Raw genomic sequence first — 18,467 nt, 5'->3', positions numbered from 1 at the left:
GGTTGAACACTCCAATATATCCAAACCTTCGGTTGCACTGCCTGACGATATCTGCTAAAATAATAAAGTGTTGCTGAAAAGGAGGTGTTGACCTTGGCCAGAAAATGCGAAATTTGCGGTAAGGGTGTAGTTGTTGGAATGAAAGTCAGCCACTCTCATATCCGTACCAAGAAAAAATGGGCTCCCAACCTGCAAAGGGTAAAAGCTTTAGTTGACGGCACACCCCGCAGGATAATGGTTTGCACCAGATGCCTCCGGAGCGGTAAAGTGCAAAGGGCTATATAAAACAAAACGGCATTTAAGCCGTTTTTGCTTTTTACAGTATTTTTTCCAGGCCGGCCGATTCGGTTATCCCGGGGATCCTGCCCCGCTTAGCTATCGGGTGGCCGTCAATTTCTTTAATATCCATAGTCATATCAACAGCAGGAGCTCCGGAGATGTAACTGCCCACACCGAAAGCGTCCGCACCCGCTTCAATTAGTAAAGTAATCCGTTCCGGTGTAACGCCGCCGGAAACAAAAATTTTCACGTGCGCATGGCCGGCCTGTCGCAGTCTGGCCTTAATTTCTCTAACCAGTCCCGGTGTTACGCCACCCCGCTCGCTGGGCGTATCCAGTCTGATCCCCTGTAATTTCTCACCCATTTGATCCGCCACCCGCAATGCTTCTTCAGCCTCATCCTTAAATGTATCCACCAAAACAATTACAGGCGCTTCCGGGGGCATGATTCGCTGGTAGGTCTGCGCTACTTCCAAAGTGTCTCCAACGATCAGCATCACGGCATGGGGAACCGTGCCGGAAGGGGTTTGCCCGGCCAATTTGGCGCCCAGGATGCAGCTGGCGCCGTCCGCCCCGCCGATTATGGCGGCCCTCTCCATCACAGGAGCCACGGCCGGATGCACATGGCGGGCGCCGAAACAAATCATTTTGTGATTACCGGCAGCTTCCTGACATCTCCTGGCCGCGGTGGCCCAACCGCTGGAACTGGCCAGTATGCCCAGCAGGGAGGTCTCATGAATGCCAAAATCATCGTAAGCGCCGGTTATTCGCATGATTACTTGTTTTTCCTTGAATTCTGTCCCTTCAGGCAGCGCCCAAACTTCTATCGGCAACCCCTTAAGTAATACTTTCGCCTCTTCAATACCCGCAAGAACACCGGGCTTGCCGGCAAAAATTTCAGCGGTAACCCGGGTGCGATCCAGTCCCAGATGACGTAAGAGTTCTCTGGTACGAATAAAATAAATATCAGTGGTCAGGCCGGAGATGATTTCCTCATGGGTGGCTGAAAATAGTCGCTGATCGGAAACTTGAAATGCCGCCACCTCCGCCAAATCTTGCACAGTCCTTTTATTCATATCTTCCTCCCGTATTTACGTTCCAGCAGATCAGGCACCCAGTGACCGGAGCAAGTTAGCCATTTCAATAGCCGTAACCGCCGCGTCCCAGCCTTTATTCCCTGCCTTGGTACCGGCTCTTTCAATAGCCTGTTCAATGGTGTCAGCTGTTATTACACCAAAGATCACAGGTTTACCGGTATCCAAACCGACCTTGGCAATACCCTTGGCAACTTCTCCCGCCACATAATCAAAATGAGGTGTGGCGCCGCGAATAACTGCTCCCAGGCAAATCACCGCATCATAGCTCGCCTTGTCCACCATTTGCCGGGCCACCATGGGAACTTCAAAGGCGCCGGGAACCCAGGCCACTTCAATGTTCTGATCGGCCACGCCGTGACGGCTCAGTGCGTCAATAGCGCCGGACAACAGTTTTTGGGTGATAAATTCATTGAAACGCCCGACAACCAGACCAAACCTCAGGCCTTCCCCGATTAAATTTCCTTCGTAGTGCTTTACCAACTAAATCCTCTCCTTATTGTATTCAAGTATCCAGGAGTCAGAATTCAGAATTCCGAATCATACAGGCTGAGAAACCATTATCTTATAGACGATTCCTATTTTCCAGGTTTCCTCATTCTAACTCCTGACTTCTGTCTCCTGACTCCTTGTTTATTTCTCCGCAATTGAAAGAAGGTGGCCAAGTTTGCGTTTCTTGGTGCTAAGATAAAATTTATTGTCTTTGCCGGGGCAGATTTCAATGGGAACCCTGCCTACAACCATTAAGCCATGTCCTTCCAGACCGGCAATTTTTCTGGGGTTATTGGTCATCAGCCGGATCTTTTTCAGTCCCAGGTCCACCAGGATCTGAGCGCCTATGCCATAGTCACGCAGGTCAGCGGGGAAACCCAGAGCTTCGTTGGCTTCAACGGTATCTTTCCCTTCATCCTGCAATTTATAAGCCCGGATCTTGTTCGTCAGGCCGATACCCCTGCCTTCCTGCCGCATATACAGCAGCACGCCCGCACCTTCATTTTCAATAATTTCCAAAGCCCGGGCCAACTGGTCGCCGCAGTCGCAGCGGGACGAGCCGAATACGTCCCCGGTCAGGCACTCGGAGTGCACCCGGACCAACGGCGCCTCAACACCGGACAGGTCGCCCTTAACCAGGGCGATATGCTCTTTTTTATCCAGCAGGCTCTCATAGGCGATGGCTGTAAAATTACCGTATTTGGTAGGCAGCTTGGCAGCTTCAACCCTGCGGATCAACTTTTCGTGGTGACGGCGGTATTCAATTAAATCGGCTATGGTGACCATACTTAAACCATGGGTTTTGCAGAATTCAATTAATTCCGGCACCCTGGCCATGGTTCCGTCGTCCTTCATAATTTCGCAAATTACACCGGCGGGATACATCCCCGCCAAGCGGGTCAAATCAACAGCAGCCTCGGTGTGGCCGGCGCGGCGCAGTACTCCGCCATCCTTGGCCCGCAACGGGAAAACGTGTCCCGGGCGCCTGATGTCCTCGGGCCGGGTATTGCGGTCAAGGATAGCCCGTACAGTTGCCGCCCGCTCATGTGCCGAAATCCCCGTGGTAGTGTCCTTATGGTCCACAGAAACGGTGAAGGCTGTACCGTGAGGGTCGGTGTTATGGGTAACCATGGCAGGGAGGTCAAGTTCATCCAGCCTGGAGCCGACGATAGGCATGCAAATCAGGCCTCTGCCATGCGTGGCCATAAAATTGATCGCCTCAGGGTTAACCAATTCCGCAGCCATAATCAAGTCACCTTCGTTTTCGCGGTCCTCGTCATCTACTACAACCAGAATTTTACCTTGCTTGATATCCTCGATGGCCTGCTCGATAGTACTGAATGTCATATTATTTCATCCTTCCCTCATTTTATCGCTGTACATCACCATACGCTTTACCGCTGCTATTTAACGCTTCAATTATATGCCTCTCTTTTGGCCAATGCTGTCATTTTTAATACTATTTACAACTGTTTACTTATTACTGTTTACAAAAACCCGTTCCGGGCTAAAAAGTCTGTGGTTACCCCACCGCCGGTTTTAGCTTTAGGTTGACTTATATCGTCACTTTTCATTCCCAGCCACCGCTCCACGTATTTGCCGATCATATCTCCTTCCAAATTAACCCGGTCACCCGGCTTTTTTTCACCCAGAACAGTGGCATGGGCGGTATGGGGAATCAGTGAAACCTGAAAACTGTCCTCATTAAAATCTACAACTGTAAGGCTGGTGCCATCTATGGCTACGGAGCCCTTTTTAATGATGTATCTCATCACTTCCGGGGGCGCGCCAATGGTTACAATAGTGGCAATATCGTGTTTTTCCATACCGAGTATGGTGCCTACTCCGTCGATATGCCCTGAAACAAGGTGCCCGCCCAGGCGGTCGCCGAGCTTTAAAGCCCGTTCCAGATTAATCCGGTCACCCGGCTGCAATCCACCAAGGTTCGTTTTAGCCAGCGTTTCCGCCATTACATCGGCTTCAAACTGCTGCCGGTCAAAGGAGGTTACTGTAAGGCAGACGCCGTTAACGGCGATACTGTCTCCCAGCTGAAGCCCGTCAATAATCACCCGGGCGTTGACTTTCAGCTTGGCTGAATCAGCTCCCCGGCGGATGGAAACCAGTTTGCCTTTTTCTTCAACTAATCCTGTAAACATCCAAACCACCCCGAACTGCAACATAGCCTTCTATACAAATATCATTTCCCAAATCGTGCACCTCAATGTTTTCAATCTGCAAAGCGTCGTTTAAAAGCTTTATGCCCGGGCCGCCCACCGGACCCGGCGCCTTGCCGCCGCCGATTATTTTTGGCGCAATATACCAGTTTACCTTGTCCACCAGCTTGTCCCTGACAAATGACCCGTTAACCCGGGCGCCGCCCTCCACCAGCACGCTGGTTATTTCGCGCCCGGCCAGCTCGCGCAGCATGTCGGCCAGGGCTATGCCCTCGTCACTTCCCGGTACTTTAATTACCACGGCACCGGCGCTCTCCAGTTGTTTTACATTATCCGGCGGCGCCTCCCCGGTGGTGATGATGATAGTTTGCGCCTGTGAGTTTTGGGTTAATATTTTAGCGCCTGGCGGGGTAGCTGCCCCGGAGTCCAGAATCACCCGCACCGGATCACGGCCCTCCCGGTCCGGAAGCCTGGTGGTAAGGGACGGGTCGTCGGCCAGCACCGTTCCTATCCCGACCAAGATGGCATCATATCTATCCCTCAGCAGGTGAACATGTTCCCTGGCCCGGGGCCCCGTGATCCATTTTGATTCCCCGCCGGCAGTGGCGATTTTACCATCCAGGCTCATTGCCGTTTTCAGCACCACGTAAGGCATTCCGGTGGAGATATATTTAATGAAAATCTCGTTTAACCGCCGCGCTTGCGCTTCCAGCACCCCGCAGACAACTTCGATACCGGAATCCCGCAGCTTTCGCGCCCCCTTGCCCGCCACCAGCGGGTTGGGGTCGGTCATGGCCATAACCACTTTTTTAATGCCCGCCCGGATCACGGCTTCCGTGCAGGGACCGGTGCGGCCGTGATGACAACAGGGCTCCAAAGTCACATACAAAGTTGCGCCAACGGCGTCTTCCCCCGCCTCACGCAGGGCATGAATTTCCGCGTGTGGAGTGCCGGCCCGGGCATGATACCCTTTACCCACAATCCGGCCGTCTTTAACCACCACAGCCCCCACCATGGGATTGGGGCTCGTGCGTCCCAGGGCATTTCCGGCCAGCTCCAGCGCCAGCTCCATATATTTTAAATCTTTGTCTTCCAATAGCTCACCTTCTTGTTTTAAACATCAGAAAACCCTGAAGCAACAGATCTTCAGGGCAGCATACAGATAGAGGCATACCAACCTTACGGACAATACACCTACATCCACCTTCTCCCATCCAGACTATACTGTCGGCTCCGGAATCACACCGGATCAACCCCTTAGGGCTCGCGGGCTCGGATCACCTTACCGCCGGTACGGAATTTCACCTGTCCCTGAAGGCTCATATTTTATGTTAATTATAGTTACATGTAAAAAAGGTGTCAATATTAATAGTTTTTAAAATAGGTTTTGTATTTTTTCTGGACAACTTCATTGACTGTTTGTTACAATAAAAGTGGTGCGCAACAACTCAATGCACAACTTAAGTGTGCCTGCAATCGTAAAATTCGATACCGTATGCCTGTAATATTTTGTATTATTTTATAAGATTGGAAAGGCTGATAAAACATGATCAAAGTCCAAGCAGAGCACTTGATAAAAATTTTTGGCGATAATCCAAATCGCGCTTTAAAAATGCTTCAAGACGGCAAAAGTAAAGAGGAGATTTTTGCCGCCACCAAAACAACGGTTGGCGTGTATGATGTTTCATTTGAGATAAACGAAGGCGAGACTTTTGTCTTAATGGGACTGTCCGGGAGTGGTAAATCCACTCTCTTACGCTGTTTAAACAGGCTGATCGAGCCAACCAGCGGCAAGGTTCTGATCGATGACCGGGATATCACCGAAATGGACGAGAACCAATTGAGGGAAACCAGGCGGAGCAAACTGGGCATGGTTTTTCAACGGTTTGCGCTGTTTCCGCACCGGACGGTGCTGGACAATGTTGCTTTCGGCCTTGAAATTCAAGGCCTGGAAAAGGAAGCAAGGCTGGAAAAAGCCCGTAAAACGCTGGAAGTAGTAGGTCTTAAGGAATGGGAGTCCAGCCTGCCCGCGCAGCTTAGCGGCGGTATGCAGCAAAGGGTTGGCCTGGCCAGAGCACTGGCCAGTGACCCTGACATTTTGTTAATGGACGAGGCCTTCAGTGCGCTGGACCCTCTGATCAGGAAAGGGATGCAGGACGAACTGCTGTCCCTGCAGGCGACTCTGAATAAAACGATAATTTTTGTTACGCACGATTTGGACGAGGCCCTGAAAATTGGTGACCGTATTGCCTTGATGAAGGACGGGGCGATTATCCAGGTGGGCACCCCCGAGGAAATCCTGACCAACCCCGCCAATGACTACGTGGAAAAATTCGTGGAAGACGTTGATATTTCCAAGATACTTACTGCGGAAGGGGTCATGAAAAAGGCGGACGCCGTTGTTTCTTTAAAAGACGGCCCCAGGCTGGCCATGCGCCGGATGAAGGAAAACGGTATATCAAGCATTTTTGTCGTAACCCGGGACAGAAAATTGACCGGTCTGGTTTTGGCCGAAGATGCATTAACAGCAATTGAGGAACACAAGGAAAACCTGGACGATATCATAATCAAAGATACCCCGCGCGTTCTGCCGGACACACCACTGGTGGACCTGATTCCCCTGGTTGCGGATTCCAGATATCCCATTGCGGTCGTTAATGAAAACAACACCTTACTGGGCGTAATTGTAAGGGGTTCGGTTCTGGCCGGCATGGTAAGAAAGGGGGATAACGGACAAATTGTTGCCTAAAATACCTATCGGGCACTGGGTTGACTTGCTGATCCAATGGTCCATCGACAACTTAAAGCCCCTGTTTGACTTCGTTGTAGTTATTGTCAATTACATGATGGACGGCCTGTCATTTATATTAATGGCGCCGCCCCCCTGGATTTTTATCATCATTTCCATCCCTTTGGTCTGGTTCATCGCCGGCAGGAATACAGCCATCGGCACCGCGCTGGGCTTTCTGCTGATTTATGATTTAAACATCTGGGGCCCGTCCATGCAAACGCTGGCCATGATTATATCCGCCACCATCGTGGCCCTGGTTGTCGGCATCCCCCTGGGGATTTGGACAGCCCGCAATGATTCCGTGCACAAGGTTGTAATGCCTGCACTTGACTTTATGCAAACCATGCCTCCTTTCGTCTACTTGATTCCCGCGGTGTTTTTCTTTGGCATCGGCCAGGTGCCCGGCTTAATTTCAACGGTGGTATTTGCCATGCCGCCGGCCATCCGACTGACCGGCCTGGGCATCAGGCAGGTACCCGAAGAACTTGTAGAGGCAGCCGAGGCTTTTGGCGCCACCAAAACTCAAAAGCTGATTAAAGTTCAGTTACCGGTCGCGATGCCGACAATTATGGCCGGAGTCAACCAGTGCATCATGCTGGCGCTTTCAATGGTCGTTATTGCTGCCATGATCGGCGCAGGCGGACTGGGCTCCGAGGTGCTGCGCGGCCTCCAGCGCCTGAACGTGCCTGTCGGCTTTGAAGGCGGCCTGGCCATTGTGGTACTTGCCATTATTCTGGACCGAATAACTCAAAACTTTACCAATAAAAGAAAAATAAAAGGAGGAGACTAACATGAAGAGATTTTTGCGGGTGCTGTCACTGGCAGCTGTGCTAGTTATGTCGGCAGCGGTATTGTTTGGCTGCGGGCAAGGCGGCAGCGAAAGCGGCGGCAATGAAAACGGCGGTAATGAAAGCAAAGACAAGGTAACCCTGGGCTATGTGGAATGGGATTCTGAAATTGCCAGCACCCATGTTGTTAAAAATGTTCTGCAGGACATGGGCTATGACGTTGACGCACAAGCCGTTGACGCCGGTATCATGTGGACCGGTATCGGCGAAGGTGATTTTGACGCCATCGTTTCAGCCTGGCTGCCAGGAACCCATGCCGACTATTACGCCAAAGTTGAGGATAAGGTGGAAAACCTGGGCCCGAACCTGGAAGGCGCCAAAATCGGCCTGGTGGTTCCGTCTTACGTCACCATTGATTCAATCGAGGAACTGAATGGCGTTAAAGATCAATTTGGCGGTAAAATTGTGGGCATTGAGCCCGGCGCCGGTATTATGAGCGCCACCGAAAAGGCCATTGCAGATTACGGTCTGGATTATTCGCTGCAGGACAGCAGCAGCCCCGCCATGGCGGCTGCGCTTAAAACAGCGGTTGAGAATAATGAATGGATCGCTGTTACCGGCTGGACACCGCACTGGATGTTTGCCGAATGGGATCTTAAATATCTTGACGACCCCAACGGCGATTACGGCGGTGCAGAGCACATCGACACCATCGTAAGGCCCGGCCTTAAAGACGATAACTCTGAAGCCTATGAGATGCTGAATAACTTCTACTGGACACCGGACGACATGAACGCAGTAATGCTGGACATTCAAAACGGCATGTCCCCCGATGAAGCAGCGCAAAAGTGGATTGCCGATCACCAGGACACTGTAGAGAGTTGGATTCCCCAAGCGTAAATATAAAACATAAACAATTTGCAACCAGCAACCAAAAGGCAGCCGGATGGCTGCCTTTTGTTCTTTATCATCAGGCTATATCCGACTTGCTTAAGCTGGATCTGAATTTATGCAATTCAGCGATGATGCCGTTAATCCGGTCGATAGAGGCTTTGTTTTTATGGTAATCGTCTTTATTCCTGCACCTGTTCAGGCACCCGTATAAAATACTCAGCCGCAGGTGCAGGCGCCTGGGCAGAAGCGCTACATCCGCCCCAAGCTTGTGCCAGGCTTCGGTAACAAATACACGCTCGCCCGGAGGAAATTTATCATTATCCATAGTGCATGGTTGATCGACCTTTTCTTCATTTAAAGCTGCGACTATAGCCCGGTTCTTCTTTAGTTCTTCCAGTAATTCATCGATTACAAATAACCTTTTTTCCGTAACCTCCTGCACTCTCACCATCTGGTAATACCATACGGTAACCACTACACCAAACAATGTTAACAGCCCGCCGAGCGCAGCCTCGTTAAACCCCCTGGCGAAGGCGGAAGTATTAACCTGCTCTCCCAATGCATGAAATAACAAGGGAAAGGTTGACGAAAGCCAGTCCCAGTTAGCCATGATGACAATAAGCTCTCTGTTGAGGGACAATATTACCCAGACAATAAAGGGGCTAAAGATAATTACCAGACAGGTTAATATTATTTTCCCTATCTTTAATAGCTTTTTTAATGAACGTAAAAATAAGGGCTGCAGGGGTTTCTTTTGCTGTGACGTGCTTTGCTGGTTACAATCGCTCAATATTACCACCTCATAACCAACTCAAGTGAAAAAACCACCGTACAATTTACGGCGGCCTTATTATTATAACCTGCGTTCTAATTTTTATCCCACTAGTTCTACCCCAAAACCTGACTTAGGAATTCCCTGGTTCGTGAATTTTGAGGGTTGGAAAAAATATCGCCAGGTTGTCCTTGTTCCACAATTTTGCCGTCATCCATGAAAAATACCCGGTCGGCCACTTCTTTGGCAAAACCCATCTCGTGCGTCACCACCACCATGGTCATGCCTTCACGGGCCAGCTCTTTCATAACCTGCAGAACCTCTCCCACCAGTTCCGGATCAAGCGCAGAGGTGGGCTCATCAAACAGCATAATATCCGGATTCATTGCCAGCGCCCTGGCAATAGCCACCCTTTGCTTCTGGCCTCCGGAAAGCTGGGACGGGTACACATCGGCCTTATCGGACAACCCCACCTTGTTCAGCAGATCCATTGCTTTTTTCGTTGCCTCCTGCCGGGGCATCTTCTTGACAAATACCGGAGCCTCGATAACGTTTTCCATAACTGTCTTATGCGGAAAAAGGTTAAAATGCTGAAAAACCATACCGACGTTTTCCCTTATTTGATTAAGGTTGTCTTTTTGGGGGTCGACCTTCCGTCCCATAATCTCAATTTCACCGGAGTCCTCGATCTCCAGAAAGTTGATACACCTTAGCAGCGTGCTTTTTCCCGACCCGCTGGCCCCGATCAAAACAACAACCTCACTCTTGTCAACATTTATATCAACATCCTTCAGCACATGCAGCGTACCAAAAGATTTATTCAGTCCTTTTATTCTGATCACTTGGCGTTCACCCCGTCCACGTTTAACTTCAGTTCCAGCTTATTCACCAGGAACGTAAAGATTATTACCAGAACAAGATAGTACATACCTGCCACCATATATGTTTCAAAGGGTTGGAAATTCTCCGCCTGGGCATAAAGCGAGGTTCCGAATATTTCCGCCACGCCAAGGTAGGCGACCAGCGAAGAATCTTTAAGCCCGATAATAAACTGGTTGCCTAACGGCGGAATGGCCCTCTTAAACGCCTGCGGCAGAATAATGCGCCGCATGGCCAGGGGGTAACTCATACCCAGTGAGCGGGCGGCTTCCATCTGTCCTCTGTCAATTGACTGGATTGTACCTCTAAATATTTCAGCAATATATGCTCCCGCGTGGATGGCCAGCGCTAAAGAACCGGCCCAAAACGCAGGCAGCACCACCAGCTTGATGATCCCGAAATACAGGAACATTAACTGCACGATTAGCGGTGTTCCCCTGATGATGGTGATATAAATCTGGGCGATACCGTAAAGCACCCGGCTGCCGGAAATTTTGCAAAAAGCAAATACCAATCCGATAAATGAGGCCAAAACTAACGACACAAACGTTAATTTCAGGGTAACTAAAGTCGCCTGGGTGAAAGCATCGAAGTTTTTAATAAAGATAGTATACATTGCATTCATTTTAGGTCACCTCTATAAATGGGGGCGCGTAATAACGCACCCCACTGTAAACGCCTATTCACCAAGAATACTGCGACCGAACCATTTTTCACTGATTTGTTCGTAAGTGCCGTCATTAATTATTTCTTCCAGTGCAGTGTTGATTTTATCCAGGAGTTCTGTGTTCCCCTTATTTACCGGTATTGCCATTTCGTCCACCCACAGGGGATCTCCCACATCTTTAATTTTAAGCTCGTTCTTCATCGCCACCAGTCCCACCATCTGGTCGGTAATAACAGCGTCAATACGTCCGGTGGGCAGGTCCTGCAGGGCAATTACGTCACTGTCATAGCCAACTACGTTCTGCTCATCGGTATATTCCAGAGCCACTTCTTTAAAGGTGCTGGCTTTTACCACGCCGATTTTTTTACCTACCAGATCTTCAGGCGATTTAATCTCTTCATTATCGGCACTTATGAATACCTGGGCGCCGGAACGGTAATACGGCCTGGAAAAATCCACTTGCTCTTGACGCTGTTCTGTGATCGCCATACTGCCGATAATTGCATCATACTTGTTTGCTTTTAAGCCCTGAATAAGGGTTTCCCACGGATTGGTAACGGGGTTGGGCTCCATGCCCATGCGCTCGGCTATGGCTGCTCCGATTTCAACGTCAAAGCCCACCAGGTTACCGCCATCTTTGTAGTTAAAGGGCTTATATAAACCACTCATAGCATAAGTGAATTTGGGTTTTTCCTTCTGCGCTTCCGCATTATTTTCCGCTCCATTATTTTCTTCTCCGGAATTGGACTGTCCACCGCAGCCTGCTACCACTAACGACACAGACATAACCAGAATGACCAGCAGGAACAACCATTTGAATTTCCGCAAAAAATTCACTCCTCCCTTTTAATAACTGCTTTAGCAAATAACCGCTTTTACAACTAATAGCCTAACCGGGCTATTGAATATAGCTTTCACCTCCTTGGCTTTAATTAAATAATTGAATAAAAGGATATCTTTAAAAAACCTATTTAATAAAGAAGACTTGGTTCAGGTGGGATTTTGAACCCATCTAAACCTTAGTCGCACTTATTTCGAGCTTACAGCCTGTTAATCCCCGACCTAATAGGGCGGGGTCTTACAGGCTGTGCGAAGATAAACCGGCGGCATGAGGGCCCTACCCAATACATACCTCATTATGACGAAAGTTGTCGGCAACTCTATTATATATATCAGGTTGCCTGATGAAGCAAAAAAATAGACCATACAAAATTATAATACAATAAGTGTTGTTTGTAAACTTACAAGCAGCTAACGAACAGTTTAAAGCGGTTTTACCCATATATTCATATTTTCATACCTGCCTCCGATATGACAGTTATTAACAAGTTTTCCTTCAAAATTATAGCCCAGTTTATGCAATGAGGCGTTCATTCCGTAAGAACCGGCCCGGGCCAGGCTATAGAGTACCACCAGGCCAATTTCCCTGGCCCGGTCCTCCAGCCTGTTCATTATTTCCTGGAGCAGCCCCCGCCCCCGGTATTGGCTTAGGGTGGCGCAGTCCGTCAGCTCGGCGTTGGCATTTTCCAGGTCCATTTCCAGCGAAGCGGAGCTAACCGGTTGGTTGCCGTTAAATGCACAGATAAACACTACATTGCGGCGCATAATCTGCTGCATGTAAGCCTTTTCCATTAAAGGGCTGGGGTAGGATTTAAAAGTCCGGCTGTACAATTGAAGCAGCTTTTCTATATCTTCTTCTCCCGCAGTTCGTATCTGCAAATCCCCCAAGTCCGAATTTCTGGCGGCAGGCTGTGAGTGCTTGATTGTGTTTAACAGTTCAGCTTCCTGTTGCCGGTAGCCGCTCTGCTTTCTTCGGAGATCTGTAAAGAGCGTATAAACATAAGCGGTTTCGCCCCGAAAATAGGCCGTAATTTTTCCTTCACAGCCATAGCCGCTGGACTCCAGATCAGCACTGTCCTGCTGCGGCGCAAAAATAATAACTTTGCCCAAGGCCAGCTGTTGAGCCATTTCGGCCAGAGCCGGAGCAATTTCGTTAAGATCGCCCGAATAGCCGGTTAAGCGCAGCCGCTTATTTATTTTATCTACAAACACGCTGGCGTTGCTATGGCCAATTTCCAGTGATTCATTATAACCGTAATCCACCGCGTTACTCAAACCGCCTTCACCACCGCTTTAACAAAAGTTTTTCTCCAAACGCCGCCGCTCACGCTTATTCCCCTTGGGTACCAGGCTTATCTTGCTCCCCAGCAGCAGTTTTTCCAGCCCGACCGGGTCTTTGTCCTTTAATTTGCGGCAATTTGCGCAGTCTCCGCACTGGTCGTCCTTGTCCAGCGGCTCGGGATAAGCGCTGATGACCCCCTCATAATTTCTGAGAATCATTTTTTGCTGTGACATTGAAATTAAATATTGAGGCGAAACAGGAATTTTGCCCCCGCCACCGGGCGCGTCAACCACGTAAGTAGGTACGGCAAGCCCCGAGGTGTGCCCCCGCAGCAATTCAATTATTTCTATCCCTCTGGTTATTGAGGTGCGAAAATGCTCTATGCCCGGGGACAGGTCGCACTGATACATGTAGTAGGGTCTAACCCGCAGCTCCAGCAAGCGGTGGTTTAAATCTTTAATCACATAAGGGCAGTCGTTGACGCCCCGGAGCAGTACCGTCTGGTTCCCAAGGGGTATTCCGGCATCCGCCAGCATGGCGCAGGCGCGGCGGGAGGCTTCCGTTATCTCTCTGGGATGGTTGAAGTGCGTGTTTAGCCAGACAGGGTGATGCCGTTTAATGATATTGCACAACTCGGGCGTTATACGTTGCGGCATAACCACGGGAGTACGTGTGCCGATGCGGATTATTTCCACATGTTCAATTGCCCGCAGCGAGGATAGCAGAAACTCGAGCATGCCATCGCTAATGCACAGGCTGTCACCCCCGGATAACAGCACATCCCTAATGACTACATTTTTACGAATATAGTCCAGCGCTTTTTCCAGATCCTCCTGCGAGCGCGCACGGTCCTCCACGCCCGCAAAGCGCCTCCTGGTGCAGTGCCGGCAGTACATTGAACACTGGTCGGTAACCAGCAGCAAAACCCTGTCCGGGTATCTGTGCGTTAGACCCGGTACCGGAGAGTCAACATCTTCATGCAGGGGGTCCTCCATCTGAAATTCATTGTCTAAAAGCTCCATTGAAACCGGCACCGCCTGCCTGCGCACCGGGCACTCTGTATCGTCAGGGTCCATCAGCGAGGCGTAGTAGGGCGTTATAGCCATCCGCAGACGGCCCAGAGATTCTTTGATGGCTTCTTTTTCAGCAGCACTGAGGTTTATAATACCGGCCAGTTTATCCACTGTATCGATGCGATTGGCAAGCTGCCACCGCCAGTCGTTCCATTCTGCTTCAGTTGCGTTGGCCCAACGCGGAATATTGGTTGTTGCAGTTGTTGTTCCAGTAGTCAAGTTTTTCACACCCGTGTCTTTTTTGTTATTATGCAGTTGAAATGTCTTTTTTTATGCAAAGGAATGGGGATACACCTCTTCTTTATTAGATACCGCAGCGCAGGCGATCCGGTGATCTCTGGAGAGAGCGAAGCACTGGATGCGGTCCGTAGCCCGTCAAATCCCAAAAGCTTTGACCCCTTAGGGCGTAAAGTTTCAAGTTAGCAATTTGTTGAAAGCGTTAGGTAAACGCTGCTCTTTTTACCAAATGAAAATTGCGAGAGCGAACGGAACGAGATCACCGGAGCGCCAGATAAAGCTATCTAGAAAAAGAAAAAGCCCTGCCTGGTGGCAGAACTTTTTCTTATATTAAAGGAGATATGGCAGCAGCCTAATCTTTCATTTTGGAAATAGCGTCTTTAATTTCATCAATTGAAGCTGCTTCTTCAATGGTGGACAGGTCGCCCAGATCATTGCCCAGCCAGAGAGTCTTCATTACCCGCCTCATAATTTTACCGCTGCGGGTCTTAGGCAGGGTGCCGACGAACTGAATATCTCTCATTACCACAATGGCGCCCATGGTGTTACGCACGTGGGCAATCAGTTCCTTCTTCAATTCTTCGGAAGGCTCATAGCCACCTTTTAACACAACAAAAGCACAGGCCACTTCGCCCCTTAATTCATCGGGAACACCGGAAACACCGGATTCCACCACTGCCGGGTGGGAAATCAGAGCACTTTCAACTTCTACAGTCCCGATACGGTGGGCAGCAATCTTAATTACCTCATCTGAGCGGCCGGCAAAATAGATATAGCCGTCCTCATCAAAATAAGCCGCATCGCCGCAGAGGTATTTACCTTTAGTAACAGGCAGGCGCTCCCAGTAATTGTACAGGTAGCCTTCTTCGTCGCCCCAAAGGGTGGAAACCAGACCCGGGAACGGTTTCTTAATCACCACAACGCCTTTTTCATTGGGTGGTAATACCTTGCCTTCCTTTTCATCCAACACTTCCGCCACCACACCCGGCACGGGAATATGGGCCGAGCCCGGCTTAATGGGGATTATACCCAGGCCATACGGGTTGGCAAAAATCGGTCCTGAGGTTTCAGTTTGCCACATATGGTCCATAACGGGGATTCTGTTTTCGAATACTTCTTCCTGCAACCAGGACCAGGCGGGCGGGTTCAATACTTCGCCCGCGCAGAAGATTCTCTGAACAGAACTGAGGTCATGTTTACGTGCTTCGCCGGTGCCAAAACGCATCAGGGCTCTGACGCCGGTTGGTGACAGCCACAAGGCAGTTGCTTTGTTCCGGGACGCCACGCTCCACCACATATCCTTATTCGGATAATCCGGTGTGCCCTCGTACAGCACGGTGGTACAGCCGTTTAACAGCGGGCCGTAAACGTTATAGCTGTGCCCCACAATCCAGCCGATGTCGGAGGTGCAGAACCAAACATCGCTCTCCTGCAAACCGTAAACCCACTGGGACATACTATAAACATAAATCTGGTAACCGCCGTGCTTCTGCACTGTAACCTTGGGCTTGGCGGTGGTTCCAGAGGTAGGCAGCAGGAACAGCGGCTCATTAGAATCCATGATTTCACAGGCATCACTTTGCCCTTCACCGCCGGCCAGGAACTCCTCCCAATCAATGTCCCGGCCAGAGACCATAGGATATTCCTGCTGGTCATTCTTTTTCAGCACTACCACCTTTTTGATTAAGTCAGCCGGGCACTTGGCAATTCCTTCGTCTACGATGGGCTTTAATCCCACCGGTTTGCCGCGTCTTGAACCTTCAGCCTGAGCAATAACGTACTTGGCGCCGGAAATTTGCAGGCGGTCGGCAACTGCGCTGGAGGAAAAGCCGGCGAAAATAACCACGTGGATTGCTCCTACCCTGGCGCAGGCGAGCATCGTGGCCACAGACTCAACACTGGTAGGCATGTAAACAGCAATCCGGTCTCCCTTTTGGACCCCTATGCCACGCAACGCTCTTGCATATTTTTTAACCAGTTCAAACAGCTGGGCGTAGGTAACAGCTCCGGTTTCACCGGTCTCCCCTGATTCGACAACAATGGCGGTCCGGCCGGCCCGGCCTTTTTCTATGTTATAGTCCAGGCAGCTATAGCTAATATTTGTTTGTCCACCGACAAACCATTTAAAAGTTGGATATTCCCACTTAAAAGCCTGGTCCCACTTTTTAAACCACTTAATCTCGCCCATCGCCTGCTCTGCAGCATGATTCCAAAAGCCCTCGGTGTCCTCTGCTGCCCAGTCGATAAATTTTTTCACATGCGGCGGTATCAAACCGGTCCCCACTGTTTTTTGTGTCATTAAAAAGATTCCTCCCCTCATTTATTAAAGATTAAAGATATTTAAAAAAATCTATCTTTGAAACCTAGTTGAACAGTTACTTAACGATAGTCGATAAAAAACAGTAAAAATGCTCCCCCCTCTTTTTCCCTTTTTTAAATATTCCAAATAAATATTATTTTCATTATATTACAACACCTAAAGTATCACAACATTTTTACTGCTGGAATGTAAAAAAATACATCCGAACGGTTGTACAAGCTAATAAAGACACCGAGACTCCTTTGCCATAGTGCAAATGGAGTCTCGGTGCTATCTAATGTAACTGTTTAAGTTGGCCACTTTATGTTTAATGCGTTATGTTTACTCTACGCTGTCTTCATCTTCAACTGATGTTAATTCCGGCTGCAATTCACAGGCTTTGTTTTTGTCTTCTTCGGCTTTTCGATAATCCTGTACTCTTTTTTCGAGGTCCTTAAAGCCCATATTAATACCTCCCAAAGTTATTTGGGAGGTATTATTGACCAATTGCCACAAAACTATACATTTACCTCAGGCCGGCCCAGTTCACTGTCATTGCCATTATCGTTACCATTAACCAACTGGGCTACCATTCTGGCGGATTCCGGAGTGCCAACCACAATTAGTACATCACCGGCATGCAAGCTCGTTTTGGCTTCCGGGGACAGAATTTCATGACCGTTGCGATAAATTGAAAGCACCGTTGCGCCGGTTCTGGCTCTAAAATCTGCTTCAGCCAGGGATTTGCCCAGCAGGGGTGAGCCATCCGGAACAGTTATTTCATCCAGTTTTTGAAGGCGTCCGGCCATTTTAAAAGTGTAATCCAACAGCTGGTTGGTGAGTTTATCTATTTCGCTGTTTAGCTTTTCCCTTTCTTTTAATAGCTCTGTCAACCTCTCCTGTATGTCAAGCAATACCTTTTTCTGGTTGTAATCAGCAAGGTATTCACGAGCAGCCCGGTCCGACTTCACCACTACGCCCACTCCGGGCATCACATCCACAATGCCTCTCTCTTGAAGCAATGTCAGCGCCCTTCTGATGGTCTCAGGGGAAACATTATATTTTCCCGCCAGAGTAGACCTGCCAAATATTTTTTGTCCGATCCGGTATTCACCGCGAATGATTCTGGTGGCAATATCCACGGCTATGGTGATATACCTGGCCAGGTGGACTTGTGGTTGTTCTTCGTGCATCAGTTTTCCCTACCCTTTTTTATTTATCTTGCTATATTTGGCGTCTGTTAATTCATTATAATTACTTAACTTACATATATTACACGAATGCCATTTTTGTTTAAACTTTTTTCCAATTCATCCACATTCGCCGCCCTCAGCCTGAGCATAACCTGAACACTGCTGTCATCTTTATCCCTGCAGGCTACACCCAATACGTTCAAGCCATGTTCTCTGACAATATTTAAAACATCGGCCAGGGCTCCTACCTTATCATCCATTTCCAGCACCATTCGCACACCTGCCTTGTGCAGCCCGAAGGTTCTGATCAGAGCATCAAAAACATCGGTCTGGGTGATGATTCCTTTAAGTTCATCATTTTCCACCACCAGCAGGCACCTGATACTGTGTTCGCGCATTTTTAAGGCGGCCTCTTCAATGGTGCAAGAGGGCTCAACGATAACCGGCTCTTTGGTTAATACGTCCTTAACAGTCATTTTGGAGAGCAGATAATTCATCTCATAAATGCTCAGAGTTGAGGCCGGTGAAGGAGAAACCGTAAGCAATTCGAGTTCGGTAATTAATCCGGTCAACTTGCCGCGGCTGTTCAGCACGGGAAGCTGGTGGATTTTTCTTTTGCGCATTATGCTCAGCGCCTCAAATACCGGGGTCTGATTTGTTATCGTAATTGGTGAAGGGCTCATATAATCCTTAACAAACACGCGCATCTCCTCC

General features: G+C 49.2%; 19 protein-coding genes and 1 riboswitch. Of the genes, 4 read left to right on the top strand and 15 right to left on the bottom strand.

The genetic code is table 11. From position 1 onward, the window contains the following. Positions 1-93 precede the first annotated feature (93 nt). Positions 94-285, top strand: a complete 192-nt coding sequence (gene rpmB, locus BM056_RS07180; protein ID WP_092470173.1) for a 50S ribosomal protein L28 — start codon at positions 94-96, stop codon at positions 283-285. A 31-nt stretch (positions 286-316) separates the two neighbouring features. On the opposite strand, the gene BM056_RS07175 is transcribed toward rpmB, so the two are convergent. The 5 genes from BM056_RS07175 to ribD form a co-directional block, all read right to left on the bottom strand. After that, on the bottom strand, positions 317-1,354 hold the full coding sequence (locus BM056_RS07175) for a nicotinate phosphoribosyltransferase (protein WP_092470171.1): 1,038 nt from the start codon (positions 1,352-1,354) through the stop codon (positions 317-319). Between the two features lie 30 nt (positions 1,355-1,384). Then, positions 1,385-1,855, bottom strand: a complete 471-nt coding sequence (gene ribH, locus BM056_RS07170) for a 6,7-dimethyl-8-ribityllumazine synthase (RefSeq protein ID WP_092470169.1) — start codon at positions 1,853-1,855, stop codon at positions 1,385-1,387. 150 nt (positions 1,856-2,005) lie between these two features. Beyond that, positions 2,006-3,211, bottom strand: a complete 1,206-nt coding sequence (locus BM056_RS07165; RefSeq protein ID WP_092470167.1) for a bifunctional 3,4-dihydroxy-2-butanone-4-phosphate synthase/GTP cyclohydrolase II — start codon at positions 3,209-3,211, stop codon at positions 2,006-2,008. A gap of 140 nt (positions 3,212-3,351) precedes the next feature. Next, positions 3,352-4,020: a riboflavin synthase gene (locus BM056_RS07160; RefSeq protein ID WP_092470165.1), complete on the bottom strand. Its 669-nt coding sequence runs from the start codon at positions 4,018-4,020 to the stop codon at positions 3,352-3,354. After that, a complete protein-coding gene (gene ribD / locus BM056_RS07155; RefSeq protein WP_274377528.1) occupies positions 4,001-5,134 on the bottom strand; it encodes a bifunctional diaminohydroxyphosphoribosylaminopyrimidine deaminase/5-amino-6-(5-phosphoribosylamino)uracil reductase RibD in 1,134 nt (377 codons plus the stop codon). Before ribD ends, BM056_RS07160 begins: the two co-directional genes overlap by 20 nt. A gap of 102 nt (positions 5,135-5,236) precedes the next feature. Further along, positions 5,237-5,361: riboswitch (FMN riboswitch) on the bottom strand. A 223-nt stretch (positions 5,362-5,584) separates the two neighbouring features. On the opposite strand from ribD, the gene BM056_RS07150 reads away from it, so the two are divergent. The 3 genes from BM056_RS07150 to BM056_RS07140 are packed head-to-tail and all read left to right on the top strand — an operon-like array spanning position 5,585 to position 8,517. Beyond that, positions 5,585-6,787 (top strand): quaternary amine ABC transporter ATP-binding protein, encoded by a 1,203-nt coding sequence (locus BM056_RS07150; RefSeq protein ID WP_092470163.1) that lies wholly within the window; start codon positions 5,585-5,587, stop codon positions 6,785-6,787. Further along, a complete protein-coding gene (locus tag BM056_RS07145; RefSeq protein WP_092470161.1) occupies positions 6,777-7,619 on the top strand; it encodes an ABC transporter permease in 843 nt (280 codons plus the stop codon). The genes BM056_RS07150 and BM056_RS07145 overlap by 11 nt, the downstream gene beginning before the upstream one ends. A gap of 1 nt (position 7,620) precedes the next feature. After that, positions 7,621-8,517, top strand: coding sequence for a glycine betaine ABC transporter substrate-binding protein (locus tag BM056_RS07140; protein WP_092470159.1), 897 nt, complete (start codon positions 7,621-7,623; stop codon positions 8,515-8,517). A gap of 70 nt (positions 8,518-8,587) precedes the next feature. Here BM056_RS07140 and BM056_RS07135 read toward each other — a convergent pair whose 3' ends face one another. The 10 genes from BM056_RS07135 to BM056_RS07095 all read right to left on the bottom strand — a co-directional run bounded on the left by BM056_RS07135 (position 8,588) and on the right by BM056_RS07095 (position 18,460). Continuing rightward, positions 8,588-9,301, bottom strand: a complete 714-nt coding sequence (locus tag BM056_RS07135) for a hypothetical protein (RefSeq protein WP_092470157.1) — start codon at positions 9,299-9,301, stop codon at positions 8,588-8,590. A gap of 98 nt (positions 9,302-9,399) precedes the next feature. Then, positions 9,400-10,125: an amino acid ABC transporter ATP-binding protein gene (locus BM056_RS07130; RefSeq protein ID WP_092470155.1), complete on the bottom strand. Its 726-nt coding sequence runs from the start codon at positions 10,123-10,125 to the stop codon at positions 9,400-9,402. Further along, positions 10,122-10,787 carry an amino acid ABC transporter permease gene (locus tag BM056_RS07125; protein ID WP_435050953.1) on the bottom strand — a complete coding sequence of 222 codons (666 nt, stop codon included), beginning with the start codon at positions 10,785-10,787 and terminating at the stop codon, positions 10,122-10,124. The genes BM056_RS07130 and BM056_RS07125 overlap by 4 nt, the downstream gene beginning before the upstream one ends. Positions 10,788-10,841: 54 nt before the next feature. Continuing rightward, positions 10,842-11,657: an ABC transporter substrate-binding protein gene (locus tag BM056_RS07120; RefSeq protein ID WP_238456344.1), complete on the bottom strand. Its 816-nt coding sequence runs from the start codon at positions 11,655-11,657 to the stop codon at positions 10,842-10,844. A gap of 435 nt (positions 11,658-12,092) precedes the next feature. Further along, entirely contained in the window at positions 12,093-12,944 is an 852-nt protein-coding gene (ablB, locus tag BM056_RS07115) for a putative beta-lysine N-acetyltransferase (protein ID WP_092470153.1), read from the bottom strand. 18 nt (positions 12,945-12,962) lie between these two features. Further along, positions 12,963-14,243 carry a lysine 2,3-aminomutase gene (gene kamA, locus BM056_RS07110; protein WP_092470151.1) on the bottom strand — a complete coding sequence of 427 codons (1,281 nt, stop codon included), beginning with the start codon at positions 14,241-14,243 and terminating at the stop codon, positions 12,963-12,965. A 370-nt stretch (positions 14,244-14,613) separates the two neighbouring features. Further along, on the bottom strand, positions 14,614-16,560 hold the full coding sequence (locus BM056_RS07105) for an acetate--CoA ligase (protein WP_092470149.1): 1,947 nt from the start codon (positions 16,558-16,560) through the stop codon (positions 14,614-14,616). Positions 16,561-16,902: 342 nt separating this feature from the next. Then, on the bottom strand, positions 16,903-17,025 hold the full coding sequence (locus BM056_RS27205) for a hypothetical protein (RefSeq protein WP_274377527.1): 123 nt from the start codon (positions 17,023-17,025) through the stop codon (positions 16,903-16,905). A gap of 53 nt (positions 17,026-17,078) precedes the next feature. Further along, the gene (locus BM056_RS07100) at positions 17,079-17,753 is read right to left on the bottom strand and encodes a TrkA C-terminal domain-containing protein (RefSeq protein WP_174549936.1); all 675 of its coding nucleotides are present in this window, start codon (positions 17,751-17,753) and stop codon (positions 17,079-17,081) included. A gap of 65 nt (positions 17,754-17,818) precedes the next feature. Further along, entirely contained in the window at positions 17,819-18,460 is a 642-nt protein-coding gene (locus tag BM056_RS07095; protein WP_238456343.1) for a CBS domain-containing protein, read from the bottom strand. Positions 18,461-18,467 lie beyond the last annotated feature (7 nt).

Origin of the sequence: Desulfotruncus arcticus DSM 17038 (genome assembly GCF_900113335.1) — a bacterium.
In the GTDB taxonomy this organism is placed as follows: Bacteria; Bacillota; Desulfotomaculia; order Desulfotomaculales; family Desulfallaceae; genus Desulfotruncus; species Desulfotruncus arcticus.
Note: the sequence above shows the minus strand (reverse complement) of the source record. Positions and strands in the feature narration are given on the sequence as shown.